Origin of the sequence: Butyricimonas faecalis (genome assembly GCF_003991565.1) — a bacterium.
GTDB lineage: Bacteria > Bacteroidota > Bacteroidia > Bacteroidales > Marinifilaceae > Butyricimonas > Butyricimonas faecalis.
Window position 1 is genome coordinate 1,208,549 of sequence record NZ_CP032819.1, and the last position, 19,251, is coordinate 1,227,799.

Genomic DNA, 19,251 nt, shown 5'->3' on the forward strand with positions numbered 1-19,251 from the left:
CCTTTTATCGCCCCACATCACCTCTTGATTTTGGTCGGCGGTTCCTTACTCTGCACCAAATCCAACCCGGCCTCCTGAATCCGCCTCTCCACCTCCGAGGGAACGCTGATTCGCATCAACTCCGAGGCTGTCGTAATCGATTCAAAGCGCAACTCACTCAACTCCTTCTCCATCCTCACCTTTTTCATATACAATTTCTCTGTCGCGTACCCGTTAGCGATATAAACGATTCCCAAAAAAGTCAGGAAAAGAATAAACCCGATGTTCTTACGCAACACCGTGTCTGCCAACAAACGTCCGTCCAGCAACTCCTTCATCGAATCCCCGAGCACCTCCTTCTGTTCCTGCAACGGTGGCACGAAATCCTTTACCTTTTTCTTCTTAAACCAGACCATTTAATTCATTAAAATTTATTCTCGTTTTTCCGCAATCCGCAATTTCGCACTTCTCGCTCTCGGATTTTTCTCAATCTCCTCTTCCGATGGCACGATCACCTTCCGGTTCACCAACTCGAAATTCCGTTTCACATGCCCATAAAAATCCTTTTCAACCTTTCCCTCGAAATTACCGCTCTTCAAAAAATTCTTCACGATCCGATCTTCCAACGAGTGGTAAGTAATCACCACCAGCCGTCCCCCGGGACGTAACGCCCGTTCCGCCTCCTTCAACATATCCTCCAGCGCCTCCAACTCCCCGTTCACCTCTATACGCAAAGCCTGATACACCTGTGCCAAATACTTCTTCTCCTTCTGTTTCGGCACACAAGGAGCGATTACCTGTAAAAACTCCTCCGAGCGAGTAATCATTTTCTCCGCCCGGGCCTTTACAATCAGGTCTACCAACCGCTTCGCGTTATCCACCTCCCCGTAATTCCGGAAAATACGCGTCAAATCCTCCTCGCTATATGTATTCAGAATATCTGTAGCCTTCAAGCGACTCCGCTGATTCATCCGCATATCCAACTCCGCATCAAATCGGAAAGAAAACCCACGGCCTGCCTCGTCAAATTCATGCGACGACACGCCCAAATCGGCCAAAATCCCGTCTGCCTCGTCGTACCCGCAATACCGCAAGAAATTGCGCAGATACCTGAAGTTATGATTCACAAAAATAAACCTATCGTCATCCGGCACGTTCGCCAGCGCGTCAGCATCCTGATCGAAACCGATCAAACAACCATCTTTCAATCGCTTTAAAATTTCCCTCGAATGACCACCGCCACCGAAAGTCAAATCAAGATACACCCCATCCGGGTCAATATTCAAACCTGAAACGGACTCTTCCAACAATACTGGCACGTGATACATGGCGTTACAAATTTAAAGTTAAAACAAAATCTATAAATATCTCGTCACTAATCAATTAACCCTCCAATTCTACAAACCTATTTGCGATGTCAAAAGTACAAATTCATCCGTATCCATCGCACTCTCTTCGTACTTTATTTTCCCCCAAATCTCGATTTTTGAATCCTGCCCTACCATCACGATCTCATCCTTCTCCATACCGATGCCATCCAGCATCTTGCGTGGAATCAATATACGTCCGTTACCATCCAACTCCACCTCTTGCGCTCCCCGGAAAAACTCTCGGAAAAAACGCACTTGTTCCCGATTAAACTGGCTCAACTTCTCTCTCAACCCCGCTATCAACTTCAACCACTCGTCTTTCGGGTAAACGTCAATACATTCATCAAAAATATTCCGCCGCATCACAAACGACACCTCACCCGCCGCCTGCATTTCCTTACGAAAAACAGCCGGAACAACTACTCGTCCTTTGCTATCTGGCTTGCATGTGTAATCTCCGATAAACGACAACATATTGCTCTCCTAATTTGTGATGTAAAGTTACAAAATTATTTCCCACTTCAAACCACTTTACCCCACTTTTTCATCACAACACCAACAACACACTAAAGATCAATTACATATATTTTACATACTTTGCATTCGGAAAACCACCATACATGATCAAATGAAGAAAAGATCAACTCCTCAGACAAACATCCAATAATCACACGACAACAACCCATCAAAGACACTCGTGAACGTCTTTGATACGGCAATGATTCGTCTTTAATCCCTAAGAACATCGAATAGACAACGGGAATACACCGCGTGTTATTCTGAAAAGTTTACTTCATGATATTTACCACAGGCACACGAATTGCATCTTCCAATCCAATCATGGCATTCACGAGCAACACCCGCTGAAAATGCCCAATATCCTCCACCCGAATCGGACGCGCTTGAATTCTCCCCACATCTAATAAACTCTGCCGCCGAGTCCCTTCAAGCAAACAAGTATCCGGCGTGTAAAGTCCCCCTCCCGCATCTTCGAACACCACATTCGTAAAAGAAGTATCCGTTATCCATCCATCCCGCACGATTAGCACATCATCACACGCCCCGCGTTGTTCCAACAAACGAGCAAGTACAGAACGATTTGTCGACTTGTACCGGTAATCCACCCCATCCCCGTTCACCAGCCGTAAACTCCCGATCCGTCTCATCACGTAAGGCTGAAAACACACCTCTCGCACCTCCGAATCATACACCACCCGACACTTCACTACCCCGGAACACATCTCGGTCGGGACAACCATCCCCCCCACCTCCCACGCGAGAGATTTTCCAAAAAAAGCCTTGGCCGTAGCCTTTGCTCTTCGTTCGTGGGCATCCAAATTACAAAACTGCCCGTTCAACACCTTGATCGTTTCTATGAAACTCTCCATAACAATTCTCTTGAAATTACTTACTATCCCCGTTTCCAAACGGCAGATATACCTTGGCCAATACCTCCTCGTACTCCGCCCGACAATCACTGTTAATCGTGATCCCCCCGCCGCTACGAAAATAGTAGTGCCCATCACGCTCCTCTATATAGCGAATCATCACCGCCGAATCCAACTTCTTCCCGTCAAAATACCCGAAAACTCCCGTGTAAAAGCCTCTCCGTTCACCTTCCGCCCGAGCAATAATATGTAATGTCGATGGTTTCGGTGCCCCGGAAATAGACCCGGCAGGCAACATCCCGAAGACCACGTCCCCCAAGCGAGAATAATAATCCCCCGTCAACCTCCCCGTCACCTCTGAACTCACCTGAAGAATCTCCCCCCGGCTTACCTGCAAACGATCAATATACCGGAAACGCCGCACGCCCACGTGTTCCGCTACCCGGTTAAGATCGTTCCGTATCAAATCCACGATTGTGTTGTGCTCCGAACGCTCCTTATAATCCTCCAAAATCACCCGCTCCGCGTCGGGCACGGAGGCATCAATTGTTCCTTTCATCGGGTAAGAGGAGATCATTCCTTCGTCCACCCGCACGAAAATTTCCGGTGAAAAACAGACAAACCGACCCGGAACCAGCAAACGATAGGGAGATCGGGCTCGGTGGAAAATCTCTTCCAACGTCCAATCGGTATCCAACCTCGTTGCCACCGTCAAATTCAACAGAAAAGAATCACCGCGAGCCAGTCCTTCCCGTACCACGGCAAACTTCTCCCGGTAGACTTCATACGCCACCGGATTCAGAGAAAACATCTTTTCCGACACCTTTCCCGACGTTCCTTCTTCCGCGGGAGAATTGGTGACACCCCCGGCTTCAAAAAGAATTTCTTGTTGTCCCAACGGATCGGACACGAAAAAGCCCTCCGATAACTCGAAATCAACTCCAAACAAAAATGGTTGCCGCCGGCTTCCCGCCTCGTTCATGCAAGCCCGGACCTCGTTAGCTGTAATCATATTCATACTCCCAAAGACGGTCCGTGACCCCGTCCCCTCACGTAAAAGAAATGTTTCAAAAATAAAGGTTGCTCCTCGCCCGGAGCATTATAAAAACTCTCCAAAAAACGATTAAACGGCTGCCGCCCCTCCGCAGCATAACGCACGGCATCGTCAGTAATATCCTCAAAAGTAATCAGCACATCACGCCGAGGCACGAAAAACAACAAATTCGCCAGCACGTAAAAAATCCCCTTCAAATAAGTCCATGCAAAATTCGGAGAACTCCCCGTCTTAGCCCTTGACCACATACTCCCCCACAATCCCCGGATGCGTACCCCCACGACACGAGCACCCTCCGGCAGTTGATGACACACCTGCCAAGCCCCCTGCTTGTTCCCCACACGCTCCAACCCGCTATTCGTCAACTGTCCGGCCGGGTAAAGCAACACGTTATGCCCCGCCGCCAAAGCGTCAATGACCACCCGATTCAACCCGGCCACAATTTCCACTCCCCGACGACTCTTTTCCAAATCCGGCACACGCACCGCATGCATCAAGTGTAGCACCTGCGCAACTACCGGAATTTTAAAATACCCCTCCGTCACCAACGGAGACACATCCACGTAACGTAATAACTGAGAACAAACAATCTGAGGATCGACAGATGCCTGATGATTCGGCAAAAACAACGTTGCCCGTTTCTCGGTCAACAATTCCACCCCCTCAAGGCGCACCCGGTAGCGAGCACTCAATACTCCCCGGTAAAAGGCCGCCAATACCTGTTTATAACCCATATCTAATTCTTTAATCGAAACTTCTTAAACCTTACTCTCATCTCCTCCACGCACGAAAACAAAACAACCGTAATCGCAAATGTAAGCACGGCTAGAAAAACAAACACGTACTTCGTGTCAAAAAACATGGTCATTCCCCCGAAACACCCCGACGCTATCAACATAAACAAAAAAGTAATCAGATTCGAATAAGCCAGCATATCTCCCAGTTCCCGTCCCTTCACGTTCGCCTGAATCCAAGCATCCAGCGGCACCTTGAACATTCCACTGAAAAATGCGGCAAGGAACACAAGCACCCCAAACGTCACCCCATGAGCGTCAAAAACGAATATCGTCAGCAAGGTCAATCCCGTTGTAATCCCTCCATAAGGAACCAAGCCCAACTCCACGTCCCGGCGAGACAATACCCCGGCAAGATAACATCCCGCCCCAATACCTACGGCGGCCAACGACATGACGATACCCGTCTCCGAATCGTTCATTCCCAAATCCGAACGACAATACACGATAAGCACCATCTGGACCATAGAGCCAATAAACCAAAACGTGGCAAGCCCCACGACCACCAGGTTCAGTCCCTTGAACGCCAGTGCCCGTACAAACATATCCTTCACAAACTTCACAGGATTCAGCGTCTCATGGCTCTCTTTCATCGGTTCGCTTTCGTCTGCCCGAATTGTCAGACTCGACAACCAGCCGAACAATGCCACCCCGAACAGGATCACGCACAAGACGGGGAGCGTCACGCTCTCCGACAAAAAGGCAGCCATCAACGTCCCGGTCAGAATACCCACGAAAGCGAACATCTCCATGGCCCCCGAGCCATAGGAAATCCCCTCTTCACCCCCGATGTCACGAATCAACCCGTACTTCGAAGGAGAAAACAGCGCACTCTGTAATCCCATCAACAAAATAGACGACAACACAAGTCCCGTCGAGTGCATCAAAAACCCGACCGAGGCCACAACCATGATCAACATCTCGGCAAACTTTGCCCAAACCACAATCTTTCGCTTTTTATATACCTTTGCCAACCGTCCCGCCAACGGGGAAAACAATAAATACGGGATCACCAATGCCGCCGATGCCAATGTCACGACCATCGACTCGTTCTCCTTGCCCACCCATGCAATACAAATAAAGCACGCTAACGTTTTCAGGAAATTATCATTCAAAACTCCCAAATAGTTCGTGAAAAACAAGGAAAACCAATTCTTTTTCTTCGCCATAATCACAACTTATACGATAAAAGTCAACAGCCAAAAGTAGTTTATTTTCCCTCGATTTCCTACTTTTGCGGGCGAAAAACAGGTTACAAACCTTATAAAGAACGTCTCGAAATGCAGAATTCAACATTAAAAAATATACTTGTTATTGACAATCACGACTCGTTCGTTTACAACCTTGTTCAAATCCTTCGGGAGAATGAACACTGTCAATTCGACATTGTTCAGAACGACCGAATCGACTTTTCCTCTCTCGATCGCTACGACAAACTTCTACTATCCCCCGGACCGGGCATTCCTGCCGAAGCCGGAGATCTCCTCGCCCTCATCGAGCATTGCAAAACGACCCATGATATTCTCGGTGTATGCCTCGGTCATCAAGCCATTGCCGAAGCCTTCGGTGCCAGCCTACAACAACTAGCTCATCCCAAGCACGGTCACGAAAGCCGTCTCACGATCGTGGATCACACGGATATTCTCTACCACGGTCTCCACCTTCCCGTACAAGTGGGACGCTACCATTCGTGGATTGTCAATCCACACACCCTCCCGTCGTGCTTCCACATCAGTGCTTTTGACGAAGAAGGCCATATTATGTCCTTCTACCATACAACCCTTCCCATCCACGCTGTTCAATATCACCCAGAATCCATCATCACCCGTCAAGGCCGACAGATGATAAACAATTGGATAAACAAATAAATTAAAAAAAAGATTATAAAGTTTCTTTCCTCCCCATATACAGAGGCTTTGACGCCGACTTTCCCCGATCGAAACCGAACCAGAACTCTTCCTTTTCACCGGGCAGATGATACACCCGCATCACACTCTCGTATTTCCCCATCACGTTTACTACATCTTTCGGTATCTCGTTACTCCAAGGCTTCAGCCGTTTGCTGGGCTCTTTGGCAAAAGGAATTCCTGCCACGATCCATGCCACCGAAATATCTGTCAGAAACATCGGGTATCGTTCTTCACAGAATTCGTACAACAACGCCCCTCGTCGCTCCAAACTAAGCGGTTGTTCCAACAACTCTTGCTTCTCCATCCAAGACAAGAAATCCGACAAAAAACGTTCATCATGTTTGATTAACTTACGAGTCACCCCCTGCCATGCCAAAGCATTATAAAAACCATCAATCAAACGAGACAACAACCGGGCTTGACGCAAATCCTCCACCGACATCGCTTCCGTCTGCAACACCTCATACGGAACGTCCGGAGAATAGACAATTCCCAAAGCCCCGGCTTCCGCACGCATCGCCGTTCCGGGCAATAACTTCAATAACTCCAACTGAATCTCTTCCGTTCCGAAACCGGCCAACACCCGCACATCCTCAATCATCTGTTTCAAAGAATATAGCGGTAACCCGGCAATCAGATCCGCATGTACCACCAAATTAGGCAACGACGCCAAATAAGATAACCCATTCAAAGCCTCCTGCAAATCACCGAGTCTCCGACAAGCCTGCAATACATTCTCCCGCAAACTCTGAATCCCCGCTTCCAAATGCAGTAACCCCGCGGGCAACTCCCGCAACAATGCCTTTACCTCGTCGGAAAGCAACGCCGGATGAATCTCCAAATGGAAATGCATGCCCGGAGCAAACTCCCGGAACAACTCCAACAAACTGATTGCTCTTCGGGAAGACCCGTTAAAAGTACGATCCAGTAACCGAATATCCCGAATACCATGATCCCGAATAACAGTCAGGCGCTCCCGAATACGCTCCACGGACAACGCCCGCACAGGTTTCTCCGCCCCGCTCACGCAAAAAGCACAGGTATTAAAACATCCCCTTGTCGTTTCCAACTGCACGAATGGCTTTGTCCAATCGAAAAAACGACTATGTTCCGGTATCATCAATCGGTCAAACTCCATCACCCTCGCCAATCCACCGTCATGATACACTCCCTCCACGTCTAACCAACACAGCCCCACAACCTCATTCCACCGGGAAGGACAATCGTACACCCTCAGCCACTCATGAAATCCCAGCTCACCCTCTCCCCGAAACACGCAAGCCACGTGCCGATTGCGACGCAAATACTCCTCATTATCCCCCAGCATCTCCGGTCCGCCGAATATAATGGTACATTCCGGCAACAAGGCCTTCACCCGGGCCGTGATCTTTAACAACACCTCATGCGTGAACAACCACGCTGTTGCTGCTAGCACATCCGGCCGGGCCGCCACGATCTCGGCCACCACACTTCCCACGTTCGAATTGATCGTCGCTGAAACCTTCCGCCATTCTACATCCCCCTCCTTTCCTTCCACCTGAGCATGAATTGCCGGAAGGGCCAATGATGAATGAGCATACGAAGAATTCAAATCCAACCAAAGAAGTACCATAACGAATTAAAATTTAAGTAAGTGGTAACCATCTTTCAATAGCTACCACTTCTATTTAAATAACTTGTAACCTGTAACCCGTTAACTTGCAACGACAGAAACCTATTCTGTCTTCCCATGCAAATGCACGTCCAATTGCGGGAACGGGATATTCAGATTTTCCTCGGCAAACGTCTTATACACCTTCTCGTTCATATCAAAATAAACACCCCAGTAATCCTCGGACTTTACCCAAGCTCGAACCACGATATTGACAGAACTCTCACCCAAAGAAGTCAAGGCAATAAAATAAGCCGGGTCTTTCAATACACGCCCATCCGCATCCAGCAAACGAGCAATCACACTCTTCGCTTTCGTGTAATCATCCCCATAAGCAATACCGAATTCCCAATCCACACGGCGGGTAGCTTCTTTAGAATAATTTTTCATTAATCCCGTGGACAAACCGCCATTCGGGATAATAATAATCTTATTATCGGGAGTCGCCAGAATGGTGTTAAATATCTGGATCTCCCTCACCGTACCGCACTGTCCCTGTGCCTCGATCGTGTCACCAACCTTAAACGGCTTGAACAATAGAATCATTACCCCTCCGGCAAAATTCTGCAACGTACCGCTCAAAGCCATGCCGATAGCAACACCGGCAGATGCAAAAAGGGCAATAAACGAGCTAGTCTCAATGCCAAGCACCCCAATCACTACGATAATCAACAACAGTGTTAACGAGATACTCACCAAACTCTTCACGAAGGTAGACAAAGAGGCCTCCACGTGACGTTTTTCCAATATTTTCGCCAACAAATTATTTAATCGCCGAACAATCCAACGCCCCACGAGGAACACCACGATTGCCAACAAAATCTTAGAACCGACCGATACACCCAAATCGATCATCTTAGTTAAAAACACATCTAATGACACATTAGAAGTACTTGTAAACAATTCTTCCATATACCAAAATTTATAATTAAAGATTAACAATTTGCATTCATTTCCAATACTAAGTGGCACATTTTCCGGACATCCGGCAAGAAACGATCGAACAGTTCCTGCAACCGCTCCTGATTCCTCTCGAAAAAGACGATAGCCGCCCCGGGGTCAATTCTTAGATTCTTGTACTCCACCATAATTCCCAGCGAACGCTCGATCCCGGAAAGGGAAGCGTAACGCACCAGCCGATTCGTCAGGATAAAATGCCAAAGAAATCCCTTGAAACGTTCCGGCAAATAACGATAGTTCAATATTAATGCCCCATAAAACCCCCAAGCAAACCGTCTCAACGACCGCCCAGAATAATGTCGGAAATTCCTTGCTAATAAATGATCGAAATAAATATCCGTCAAAACACCGGAATAACGTCCGAAATCAGCTCGCAACATATCTATTGCCTCTCGAACCACGGGATGATGATCCGTGTAATCATCAATCTCCCGGTGTAACAGAATACCCTTCCGAAAACCTAACGGATAATTTTCGTAAGCCCGTCCTTTAACAGCATCTCCAACAAAGTTTCCAATCTGTACTCTCCGGTCATCTCCCGAGAGAAATATATGCGCCAAATAATTCATTTGCTAGTTTACGTATCTCTCCTATAACAAATACCAAGTCTTTCAGTCTCTTTTTAACACCAATTCAGAAACAAAAATACGAAAAAAAACAACCCATTCTTCCGAATTCCCTATCTTTGTTGACATTATTGGCAACTAATAGATTATGAACAGAACATTTAAATTTAATACATTATACATTGGCATTCTTTTATTGACCATCGTCTTTTCGTCCTGCACCTCATCCAAACAACTCGCCATTCAAAAAAGCAAAACCGCACAGCTATCCCGCAAACTGGGATTCACCGTGAACCGGAAAGACGATCTTCCCCTGTTGGAAGAGGTCAGTCGATGGTTAGGAACTCCTTACCGATATGGAGGGACTACCCGTGCAGGGGTTGATTGTTCAGGATTCGTGGGGGCCGTGTATCAAAATGTCTATCACAAATCCCTGCAACGTGCAGTCGTTAATATCTATAATAAAGATTGTCAGCGTATCGGGAAACGCCGTTTGAAACCGGGAGATCTTGTCTTTTTCAATTTTTCCAAGCGGAAAAAAAGAACCCTTAACCACATAGGCATCTACCTTAAAAAGGGCTACTTTGCTCATGCAAGCACATCAAAAGGTGTTATGATCAACCATTTGAGCGAAAATTATTACAAAAAAGGATGGCGTAAATCCGGCAGGGTATGGTAATTACCCTGCCGAACATTGTTCTGCCATCGCTGTAGAATACGTTCTATATCCCCCATTCAAATTTACCACATCGTAACCATATTGCATCAATATACGGGTAGCGATATACCCTCTCAATCCAATCGCACAGAACACCACGATTGTCCGATCCTTTGGCAAATTCTGGTATTTCCCCCGTGAACCATCCAAGGGAATATTCACGGCACCCTTTATACTTCCCCTGCCAAACTCCTCGGGGGTACGCACGTCCACCAACATCACTTTGGAGTGGTCCATATCTTTCAACTCCCGCCAACTGATTATCTTCACCTTTCCACTCAACACATTATCCGCCACAAACCCGGCCATATTCACCGGGTCTTTCGCGGACGAGTAAGGGGGTGCATAAGCCTGTTCCAATTCCATCAAATCATAAATTGTTCCTCCATTCCGAATCACGGCAGACATCATCTCCAACCGCTTGTCGACCCCGTCAACTCCCACGGCTTGAGCTCCTAGTAACTTTCCATTTTCCGGAGAGAAATTAATCTTTATATCCATCATTACCGCCCCCGGATAATACCCGGCATGAGATGCTCCATGCACGATCACCTCCTTATAAGGCATTTGCAGGCGATCAAGCATTTTAGCAGACAACCCTGTTGCCCCAACAGTCAAGTCGAAAACCTTAGCTATTGCCGTACCGATAGAGCCTTTATATTTTTGATGATTACCGTTCACCACGTTATCGGCACAAATACGCCCCTGCCTGTTGGCCGGTCCAGCCAAAAACGCCAAAGCAGGGCGACCGCTCAGCGGGTTCGGGAACTCGATAGCATCTCCCACGGCATAAATATCCGGATGGGAAGTTTGCAAAAACTCGTTTACCTTAATTCCCCCCGTCTCCCCGATCTCTAACCCAGCCTCCCGTGCCAGTTTTACATCCGGGCGTACCCCGATAGAAAGCAACACGATATCCACCCGCAACACCAATCCGCTTTTCAGCACCACGTCGATACCGTCCTCCGCAGGATGAAACGCAATCACCGCCTCCTGCAAATGCAGCCCGACACTTTTGGACTTAAAATGCTGGTGTATCACAGTAGCAATCTCATAATCCACCGGAGTCATCACTTGATCTGCCATTTCCACAACCGACACTTGAATGCCACACTCGTGCAAATTCTCAGCCATCTCCAAACCGATAAACCCGGCCCCTACGATCAAGGCATATTTCACATCATGTTCCTCGATATACTCTTTCACCCGATCCGTATCGTTCACATTACGCATGGTAAAAATCCCTTCCATATCAATCCCTTCCAGTGGAGGACGCACCGGAGCCGCTCCCGGCGACAAGATCAATTTATCATACGTCTCTTCATAAAGCCCTCCTAAGGCCAAATTATGTACCATGATCGTTTTCTTTTCCGGGTTTACACGTTTCACTTCCGAACGTACCCGAGCCTCTATATTAAAACGAGCGGCAAAACTTTCGGGAGTTTGCACGAAAAGCTTCTCTCGCTGGTAAATCAACTCACCAATATAATAAGGTAAACCGCAATTGGCATAAGAGATATAATCACCTCTCTCAAACATAATAATTTCAGCACTTTCATCGAGCCTACGCAAACGGGCTGCCGTCGAGGCTCCTCCCGCCACACCACCAACAATCAAATATTTCATACACGCTTAGATTTTAGGGGTTAATATATTCTTCCATTATTTCTTCAAATGTGATACTTAAAGCACCTCCAGCAAGGCTCACAGCCTTACTTCATGCATTTCATCATGCAACGCATAGCCTCCGTGATATGATCACTTACCATACGATAAAAAGCATTACGCCCCTCTCGCCGGATCGACAAAATTCCCTTTGCCTGCATATCGGTCAGGTGGTGCGAAATCAACGCCTGACTGCATCCCATCCGATCACATATATCCGATACGCTCATCTCCCCGTTTTTCGAGAGCAAGCATATAATCTTCAATCGATTCGGGTGTGCCACCGCTTTCAATACGTAGGCCAGCTTTTCCAACTCTTCTCGCGTAAAACATTCTGTTTTCATATTCTCCTTTTTCGTACATACAAATATATAAACATACATTTGAATATATGATGCCATAAAGAACATTTAACACTCTTCATTTCCTCAAATACCTCTCCATCTTCAAAATTTCTACAAAATTCCCGCCTAACTTTGTTAAAGTTATTTCATTAAAATCTGTAATTTTGCAACCAACAAATGATTATTAACTTATGTGGAAATATTACGCATTATTATCAGCCCTCTTTGCTGCATTAACAGCAATATTCGCAAAGATCGGAGTAAAAGACATAAATTCAGATCTGGCAACAGCTATCCGTACTTCAATTATTCTAATAATAACCTGGGGTATCGTGTTGTTCGGTTCACACCTGGGAGAAATAAAAGACATCAGCCGTCACACTTGGGTATTCCTGATTCTTTCCGGGATAGCAACCGGACTCTCATGGCTCTTTTATTTCAAAGCATTGCAAAGCGGAGAAGTATCACGTGTTGCCCCAATAGATAAATTAAGCGTGGTCATCACCATTTTCCTCTCTTTCTTTTTATTGAAAGAACCTGTTAGTTTAAAGGTCATTATCGGCGCTTTACTCATCACGGGCGGAAGTGTTATCATGCTCATCAAATGAAACCACTGATCATTGAAATTCCCATTCTTCATAGAATAGAGGAAAGGTATAGGTGGATAAGGATTTCAATAAATCATTGTAAATAGTATAATCGCCCACCTCTATTTGTGGGTCTTTAATCACGGCATTCAAATAGACGGTTTGCTTATCTCCGGTACGTGGATATATTTTTTCATCATAACTTGATTCGTTTTAATCGTGTTTACTTTTCAGATAAATAATAAAATCCTTGTACTATTTCTCTCTGTGTCATTTTTAATTAATCGAATAATGGTGTTTTGTTCCGACTATATGTCAGCGTTAAACGGTGCATTGCTCTCGTCACTGCCACGTATAGCATACTCCTATCGATCTCTGAATGATAATTTTTATCATCCACCTGCGGGATAATCACCTCATCGAATTCCAAGCCCTTGGCTATATGTGCAGAGGTGATAACGATACCCTGTACAAAAGCAGTACTTTGATTCGACAGGAAATGAATATCGGGAATTTGTAATTTATCTGCCATCTCACGTGCTTGCGATTCGGTTTTACAGACAATTCCTAGCGATTTATAAGTGGATGCCTGATAGGTGGCAATTAACTCTTTAATGGAAGATAGTTCTTCCTTCTCATTATTATATCGTAGTACCCGTGGTTTTTCTCCATGTCGTGCGACAGGTTCAAGATTGGTATTTGTCCGTATCCTCTGTGCGAAATCAGTGATCTCATAAGTAGAACGGTAACTTTTACATAGCTTCATCACTTCGCCCGTGACAAGAGCTTTCTGAATCATATCCGCAGTAGACGAGCCGTAAGGATTAACCGACTGGCTGGCATCACCCAACAACGTTTTCCGACAAGGAAATAGCTTTTGTATCACCTTGTACTGGATGGGAGAATAATCTTGCATTTCATCTACCAGCAAATGTTTGACACTATTCTTTGTTCCACCTTCCAAAACAATATGTAGATACGCCAATGGTGCTAAGTCAGAATATTCAAGTGTGCGATTCTTCCGCATTTTAAACAGTTCCGGCTTCCCCGTCCATGCAAAGAAATCTTTATAGACTTGCAGGTCATTCCCTCCAGCAAACATTCGCTTGATCTCTTTCTTTAGGAAATTCCGCTCCACAGTCGTCACCGTGAAAGCGTACTGTACTTTCATCATATCGAGAATATAATCCGTCATAGCCTCGAACCGCTGGCGCATAGGATAGCGGTGGAAACGGTGGAATTGCTCTTTAATAAATTCGGCCGGGATGGTAATGCGTTTGGTTAACTTCACATCTTCTGCTCTAAAATAGTGGTTTTCCATGTGCAGAATGAAACGATCCAGACTTGCGATAAAATCGAAAGATGATTTATATTCGATTCGCTCGATAAAGTCCGGAGTTGGTTTTGTCAGCAATTCATCCACTTGCTCGAAAAAACTCTGGTATTTGTGATTCAGCACTTCGGAAAGTATCTGTTCCATGCTGATTTCAGGTACGTTCTTTTCGCCCAGTTCGGGTAAAACGTTAGAGATGTAATCGGCAAACACCTTATTCGGAGAAACGATCAATATGTCTTTTGAAGAGATACTGCCCTGAAAAGCATACAGCAAGTAGGCGATGCGGTGCAGGGCTATGGATGTTTTGCCGGAACCCGCTACTCCCTGAATGATGAGTGTTCGGGCTTCCTCATTACGGATAATCCGGTTTTGCTCTCGCTGGATGGTAGCAACGATGTTCTTCATCTTATCATCTGCATTAGAACTTAGTTCCTTTTGCAGAATATCATCGTGGACGGTCAGCGCACTTTCGATCATGAATTCCATCTTTCCAGCCCGAATCCGGTATTGCCGTTTCAATGAAATATCCCCTTTTATCTCTCCCGATGGGGATTGATAAGATGCTTCGCCCAGTTCATGATCGTAGAACATGCTCGAAATAGGAGCCCGCCAATCGTAAATCACGGTTGTCCGGCTTTCAGTATCATGAAAGGTATGTATGCCGATATAAACAGGGATTACCGGACGGTTCTCACTCTTCTCTTGAAAGTCTATTCGTCCGAAATAGGGAATATCCACCATTCTGGCAAGCCGTTGGCGTTTGTCAATTACACTTTCACCTATGGCAAAATGATTCAAAATACTTTCACGCATGGAGCGAATCTCATGCGGATCGATATCTTTATTACTCCAAAGGTAGTCTTTGTACTCCGCCAATACATCTACATGATCTTTTACAGACACATCGGTGTGGCTGATTATCTGCTTCAACCGATTGATTATTTGATGTAAATAGCCTCTTTCTTGTTTCTCTGTTTGATTGAATATCATAATAATTTGTTGCTAAAGGATGACAATAGAGTCAAAACGGTTCGCAAAATTACTGCAATACAATAGGATAGAAAATAGCTATTTATAGCTATGTATCTATAAGTTTTGTATCTTTGCAATATGAAGTTACGAAAAGAGTGTAATTCATTGGAAATGAGCGTAGGTTAATTGCTCATGATAGTAATAGGTTACGATTTAGTTAGTTATCTACTGCATCATCTTTCTGCGCGTTGCGTAACCTTCAAAGAACTCTTCATATGCAAAAGTAACAATAAAACGGGAGATTTTGAAATGAATCTCCCTAATTTTTTTTCTATCTCATACAAGTTTTTCCGTAAAAGCTGTTTTATCCGTCGGCACACCATCGCCCAAAAGAATTTTGGATGAACGTATGCCGACTGCCGCATAAGCGGAGAAAAGGGCTTTGCCTCACGCCTAAACAACAGTTTAGACTGATGATGCAAGGCCCATTTCTTTTGTGCTTATGCCAGAGAGGTGCTTTTACGGGTTCGCAGACGATTTCTTTTTCGCTGTTCCTTTGAGCCGTAAGCGGAAAGCCGTGTCTGACCGCCCGATCCATAAATGGAACAAGCCGTTATGCACGGCAGGCAAACCGGGAAGAATGATTTTATATGTCCGACCGGACACGCTCGGCCAGACATATAAAATCATACTTCCTTGCCGGTGGTTTGCCCGGTTTCACGCTTCCGGCTATGTCCCTTTTTTTCCTTTTGGGGATTTCTTTTTTTCACAGATTTCTCTTTTGAAGTTTTCCTGTCTAATCTGCCTCCACTTCCGTTTACCTCCATTTTCGCGTCTTTCAGTGACGCCGCATCAGGCAGTCATTTCCGTTCTGGGCGCAAAGGTAATTCCGGGATTGGACGGGAATGCAAGGTCAAGCCTCCTGTTTTCGGCAAAAATCTCCAGCCCTGCGGGTAGTATTTTTCCCGAAAAACCTTGCATCCCCTAATCCCTACCTTTTCAAGCACCCGAAACGAAAACGACCGATGCGACAGAAAGACGCATAAAAAAAATGTCGGATAAACGAGAGGCAGATAAGATAGTTTGAAACTCAACTCCCTCAGCTCTTGAATCCGCATTAAAAAATAAAAAAATCAAAAACAGCGAAGATATGACGGCAACGGCAAATTTCAGACAAATGGCACAGTACATAGGGCTTGCGATATGCGGCTTGATGGTGCGCACCGCCTTCGGGGTGTTCGGCATCCTTTGGGGCATCATTAGAGAGATTGTAAACGGAGTGTTCCGAGTGGCGATAGGCGTAATCGTGGCTATCCTTTCCGCAACCGCCTTCTTCGGTTTCATCCTTTGGTTATTCACCCTTTAACCCTTACCGACATGGCAAAGAGAAGCAGCAAAACGGCAGCGCAGCAGTGCAGATACTACGAGGTGGACAATATCTTCGTGTATATGGTTGAAACGTACATCAACGGCAACATATCCGTGTTCCGTGAACTCTACCGAGAACTGAACAAGGACGCACGGAGGGACTTTACAGACTTCCTTTTGAGCGAGGTGCAGCCGACCTATTGGAGAGAGATACTGAAACAGACCATCTAAAACGACAGCGATATGAGAACGATAACAAGGACATACGACCTTTTCCAATTAGCTGAACTCTCCGCAGCAGCGAGAGATACCGCATACAACGAATGGTTGCGCACCTTTGAATACGGTTGGGACAGCGACAACCGCAACACGCTGGAAGCATTTGAAAGTGTGTTCAAGGTCAAAGTGAACGATTGGAGTTACGACACGTGCCGTTATTCCTACCGCTTCACCTCACGTTACAGCGGAGAGGAAGAGGAACTCTGCGGCATACGGCTTCTGAAATACATCGTCAATAACTATTGGCATACCCTATTCAAGCCGAAAGCCTACTACCTCAAAGGCAATTACAAGAAAAGGCGCAAAAGCAGGGTATTCACGGACAACTGTTGCGTACTGACAGGCTATTGCGCAGACGAGGACATCCTGCGACCCATCTACGACTTTCTGAAAGCCCCCGACACCCGAACCACTCTGTACGACCTCATGGACAAGTGCCTTGACAGCTTCTTCAAGTCGTGCCGTGACGATATGGAATTTCAGTGCAGCGAGGAGAGTTTCGAGGAGAGTTGCGCAGCCAACGACTACGAGTTTTTGGGAAACGGAAAAATGTATAACTGATAAAACGACAGCGATATGAAAGGAACAGACCATTTCAAGAGAACGATACAGATGTATTTGGAGCAGCGTGCAGCGGAGGATGCGCTCTTTGCGAAGAACTACCGCAACCCTGCCAAGAACATAGACGATTGCGTCACCTACATTCTCAACTACGTGCAGCGGAGCGGTTGCAACGGCTTCACGGACGGGGAGATATTCGGGCAAGCCGTCCACTACTATGACGAGAACGAGATAGAGGTAGGCAAGCCTATCCAATGCCAAGTGGCGGTGAACCACGTTGTGGAACTCACGGCAGAGGAAAAGGCGGAAGCACGGCAGAACGCAGTCCGCAGATACCAAGAGGAAGAACTCCGCAAGTTGCAAAACCGCAGCAAGCCGAGAACCGCCACCAAAGCGACCGCACAAGAAGTACAACAACCCAACCTATTCAATTTCTGATTATGAAACCGAGAACACCCATACAGCAGGAAGTCGCACGATTGAGCGAGCGACTGCCGAAATTGACCGCCATACAGAGGGCATACGCTTTCCGCCATTGCTTCAAGCATTACGCCATCAAGAGGGCGGACGGCACGAACATCTGCACCGAGTGCGGACATTCGTGGAGGAGTGAACACGACCTTGCGGACACCGTTTGCGGATGCACCTGCCCGCATTGCGGCATGGAGTTGGAAGCGTTGCGCACCCGAAAGAGCGTGTTCAGCGAGAACGAGTATTTCTCCATCGTCACCACCTGCAAGCAGTATCAAGTTATACGCTTCTTTTTCGTCAAGTCCCGATACAAGGCAGGACAGGCAGCCGAGTATTCCATTTATGAAGTGGTGCAAAGGTGGATTTCGCCAAAAGGTACAACTACCACCGTTGCCCGACTGCGTGGAATGTCCATACTTTACTATGACCTATGGGCGGAATACAGCGACATGGAAGTACGCAAGAACAACAAACTACGTGCATACGATATAAACCCCGTCTGCACCTATCCCCGACAGCGTTTCATACCCGAACTGAAACGCAACGGCTTCAATGGCGAGTACCACAACATACTGCCTTACGACCTTTTCACGGCTATCCTTTCCGACAGCCGAGCCGAAACGCTGTTGAAGGCAGGGCAATACCCCATGTTGCGCCACTACATCCGCAGTTCCTTTGACATGGAGAGGTATTGGGCATCCATAAAGATATGTATCCGCAACGGCTACACCATTGCTGACGGCTCCATGTGGCGTGACACCATAGACCTCCTGCGGCATTTCGGCAAGGACACGAACAGCCCGAAATACGTCTGCCCTGCCGACCTCAAAGCCGAACACGACAGACTTATGCACAAGCGCAACAAGGAGATAGAGCGCAAGAAATTGGAAGAACGCATCCGCCAAGCGAAGAAACACGAGAAGGCATACCGCAAACTCAAAGGCATATTCTTCGGCATTGCATTCACGGACGGCACTTTGCAGGTGCGTGTGTTGGAGAGCGTGGCGGAGTTTGCAGCGGAAGGGACGGAACTGCACCATTGCGTGTTTTCCAACTCCTATTTCCTTGAAAAGAACTCCCTTATCCTATCCGCCACCATTGACGGCAAGCGCATAGAAACGGTGGAGGTTTCCTTGAAGACATTGGAAGTGGTGCAAAGTCGTGGCTTGCACAATTCCAATACCGAGTACCACGACCGCATTGTAAACCTTGTGAACAGCAATGTGAACCTTATCCGCCAGCGGATGGAAGTGGCATAGTATTAACCTATAAAACCCA

22 protein-coding genes and 1 pseudogene are annotated in these 19,251 nt (G+C 46.5%); 8 read left to right on the plus strand and 15 right to left on the minus strand.

Going from position 1 to position 19,251, the window contains the following annotated elements; translation table 11 throughout:
• Window positions 1-17: 17 nt before the first annotated feature.
• From D8S85_RS05260 to D8S85_RS05290, 7 genes are all read right to left on the minus strand, one after another.
• On the minus strand, window positions 18-395 hold the full coding sequence (locus tag D8S85_RS05260) for an FtsL-like putative cell division protein (RefSeq protein WP_106479888.1): 378 nt from the start codon (window positions 393-395) through the stop codon (window positions 18-20).
• Window positions 396-410: 15 nt separating this feature from the next.
• Entirely contained in the window at window positions 411-1,307 is an 897-nt protein-coding gene (rsmH, locus tag D8S85_RS05265) for a 16S rRNA (cytosine(1402)-N(4))-methyltransferase RsmH (RefSeq protein ID WP_106479889.1), read from the minus strand.
• 69 nt (window positions 1,308-1,376) lie between these two features.
• On the minus strand, window positions 1,377-1,823 hold the full coding sequence (gene mraZ, locus D8S85_RS05270) for a division/cell wall cluster transcriptional repressor MraZ (protein WP_106479890.1): 447 nt from the start codon (window positions 1,821-1,823) through the stop codon (window positions 1,377-1,379).
• 314 nt (window positions 1,824-2,137) lie between these two features.
• Entirely contained in the window at window positions 2,138-2,737 is a 600-nt protein-coding gene (locus D8S85_RS05275) for an aminotransferase class IV (RefSeq protein WP_158641510.1), read from the minus strand.
• Between the two features lie 16 nt (window positions 2,738-2,753).
• Entirely contained in the window at window positions 2,754-3,755 is a 1,002-nt protein-coding gene (locus D8S85_RS05280; RefSeq protein WP_228423139.1) for an aminodeoxychorismate synthase component I, read from the minus strand.
• Window positions 3,752-4,525 (minus strand): lysophospholipid acyltransferase family protein, encoded by a 774-nt coding sequence (locus tag D8S85_RS05285; RefSeq protein ID WP_106479893.1) that lies wholly within the window; start codon window positions 4,523-4,525, stop codon window positions 3,752-3,754. The genes D8S85_RS05280 and D8S85_RS05285 overlap by 4 nt, the downstream gene beginning before the upstream one ends.
• A gap of 2 nt (window positions 4,526-4,527) precedes the next feature.
• Window positions 4,528-5,754 (minus strand): MFS transporter, encoded by a 1,227-nt coding sequence (locus D8S85_RS05290; RefSeq protein WP_127074882.1) that lies wholly within the window; start codon window positions 5,752-5,754, stop codon window positions 4,528-4,530.
• A 111-nt stretch (window positions 5,755-5,865) separates the two neighbouring features.
• Here D8S85_RS05290 and D8S85_RS05295 point away from each other — a divergent pair, with 111 nt between their 5' ends.
• Complete coding sequence (locus D8S85_RS05295; RefSeq protein WP_106479895.1) at window positions 5,866-6,453, plus strand: anthranilate synthase component II; 588 nt, start codon at window positions 5,866-5,868, stop codon at window positions 6,451-6,453.
• Between the two features lie 13 nt (window positions 6,454-6,466).
• Here the strand turns inward: D8S85_RS05295 and D8S85_RS05300 are convergent, their stop codons facing one another.
• The 3 genes from D8S85_RS05300 to D8S85_RS05310 all read right to left on the minus strand — a co-directional run bounded on the left by D8S85_RS05300 (window position 6,467) and on the right by D8S85_RS05310 (window position 9,675).
• Window positions 6,467-8,107, minus strand: a complete 1,641-nt coding sequence (locus tag D8S85_RS05300; protein ID WP_106479896.1) for a B12-binding domain-containing radical SAM protein — start codon at window positions 8,105-8,107, stop codon at window positions 6,467-6,469.
• Between the two features lie 102 nt (window positions 8,108-8,209).
• On the minus strand, window positions 8,210-9,058 hold the full coding sequence (locus D8S85_RS05305) for a mechanosensitive ion channel family protein (protein WP_106479897.1): 849 nt from the start codon (window positions 9,056-9,058) through the stop codon (window positions 8,210-8,212).
• Between the two features lie 23 nt (window positions 9,059-9,081).
• Window positions 9,082-9,675, minus strand: coding sequence for an acyl carrier protein phosphodiesterase (locus D8S85_RS05310; RefSeq protein WP_106479898.1), 594 nt, complete (start codon window positions 9,673-9,675; stop codon window positions 9,082-9,084).
• Between the two features lie 145 nt (window positions 9,676-9,820).
• Between D8S85_RS05310 and D8S85_RS05315 the strand changes: the two genes are divergently transcribed.
• Entirely contained in the window at window positions 9,821-10,351 is a 531-nt protein-coding gene (locus D8S85_RS05315; protein ID WP_228423140.1) for a C40 family peptidase, read from the plus strand.
• Here the strand turns inward: D8S85_RS05315 and D8S85_RS05320 are convergent, their stop codons facing one another.
• Together D8S85_RS05320 and D8S85_RS05325 are read right to left on the minus strand one after the other, a co-directional pair.
• Window positions 10,352-12,016 carry an FAD-dependent oxidoreductase gene (locus D8S85_RS05320; RefSeq protein ID WP_127074883.1) on the minus strand — a complete coding sequence of 555 codons (1,665 nt, stop codon included), beginning with the start codon at window positions 12,014-12,016 and terminating at the stop codon, window positions 10,352-10,354. It lies immediately after the preceding gene.
• Window positions 12,017-12,102: 86 nt separating this feature from the next.
• Entirely contained in the window at window positions 12,103-12,399 is a 297-nt protein-coding gene (locus tag D8S85_RS05325; protein ID WP_106624991.1) for an ArsR/SmtB family transcription factor, read from the minus strand.
• Between the two features lie 191 nt (window positions 12,400-12,590).
• Between D8S85_RS05325 and D8S85_RS05330 the strand changes: the two genes are divergently transcribed.
• Complete coding sequence (locus D8S85_RS05330; protein ID WP_106479900.1) at window positions 12,591-13,007, plus strand: EamA family transporter; 417 nt, start codon at window positions 12,591-12,593, stop codon at window positions 13,005-13,007.
• An 18-nt stretch (window positions 13,008-13,025) separates the two neighbouring features.
• On the opposite strand, the pseudogene D8S85_RS05335 reads toward D8S85_RS05330, so the two are convergent.
• From D8S85_RS05335 to D8S85_RS21625, 3 genes and pseudogenes are all read right to left on the minus strand, one after another.
• Window positions 13,026-13,175, minus strand: a pseudogene (locus D8S85_RS05335) (CatB-related O-acetyltransferase); the annotation flags it as partial.
• A gap of 91 nt (window positions 13,176-13,266) precedes the next feature.
• The gene (locus tag D8S85_RS05340) at window positions 13,267-15,312 is read right to left on the minus strand and encodes a HelD family protein (protein WP_106479901.1); all 2,046 of its coding nucleotides are present in this window, start codon (window positions 15,310-15,312) and stop codon (window positions 13,267-13,269) included.
• Window positions 15,313-15,813: 501 nt separating this feature from the next.
• The gene (locus D8S85_RS21625; RefSeq protein WP_010185948.1) at window positions 15,814-15,984 is read right to left on the minus strand and encodes a hypothetical protein; all 171 of its coding nucleotides are present in this window, start codon (window positions 15,982-15,984) and stop codon (window positions 15,814-15,816) included.
• 460 nt (window positions 15,985-16,444) lie between these two features.
• Here D8S85_RS21625 and D8S85_RS05360 point away from each other — a divergent pair, with 460 nt between their 5' ends.
• Genes D8S85_RS05360 through D8S85_RS05380 form a run of 5 tightly spaced genes read left to right on the plus strand, consistent with a single transcriptional unit; the run spans window position 16,445 to window position 19,232 of the window.
• On the plus strand, window positions 16,445-16,660 hold the full coding sequence (locus D8S85_RS05360) for a hypothetical protein (protein ID WP_005850429.1): 216 nt from the start codon (window positions 16,445-16,447) through the stop codon (window positions 16,658-16,660).
• A gap of 11 nt (window positions 16,661-16,671) precedes the next feature.
• Window positions 16,672-16,893 (plus strand): hypothetical protein, encoded by a 222-nt coding sequence (locus D8S85_RS05365; protein ID WP_005850431.1) that lies wholly within the window; start codon window positions 16,672-16,674, stop codon window positions 16,891-16,893.
• Window positions 16,894-16,905: 12 nt separating this feature from the next.
• Entirely contained in the window at window positions 16,906-17,502 is a 597-nt protein-coding gene (locus tag D8S85_RS05370) for a hypothetical protein (RefSeq protein WP_005850434.1), read from the plus strand.
• 15 nt (window positions 17,503-17,517) lie between these two features.
• Window positions 17,518-17,940 (plus strand): PcfK-like family protein, encoded by a 423-nt coding sequence (locus D8S85_RS05375; RefSeq protein WP_005850436.1) that lies wholly within the window; start codon window positions 17,518-17,520, stop codon window positions 17,938-17,940.
• A 2-nt stretch (window positions 17,941-17,942) separates the two neighbouring features.
• Window positions 17,943-19,232: a PcfJ domain-containing protein gene (locus tag D8S85_RS05380; protein ID WP_005850438.1), complete on the plus strand. Its 1,290-nt coding sequence runs from the start codon at window positions 17,943-17,945 to the stop codon at window positions 19,230-19,232.
• Window positions 19,233-19,251: the final 19 nt, after the last annotated feature.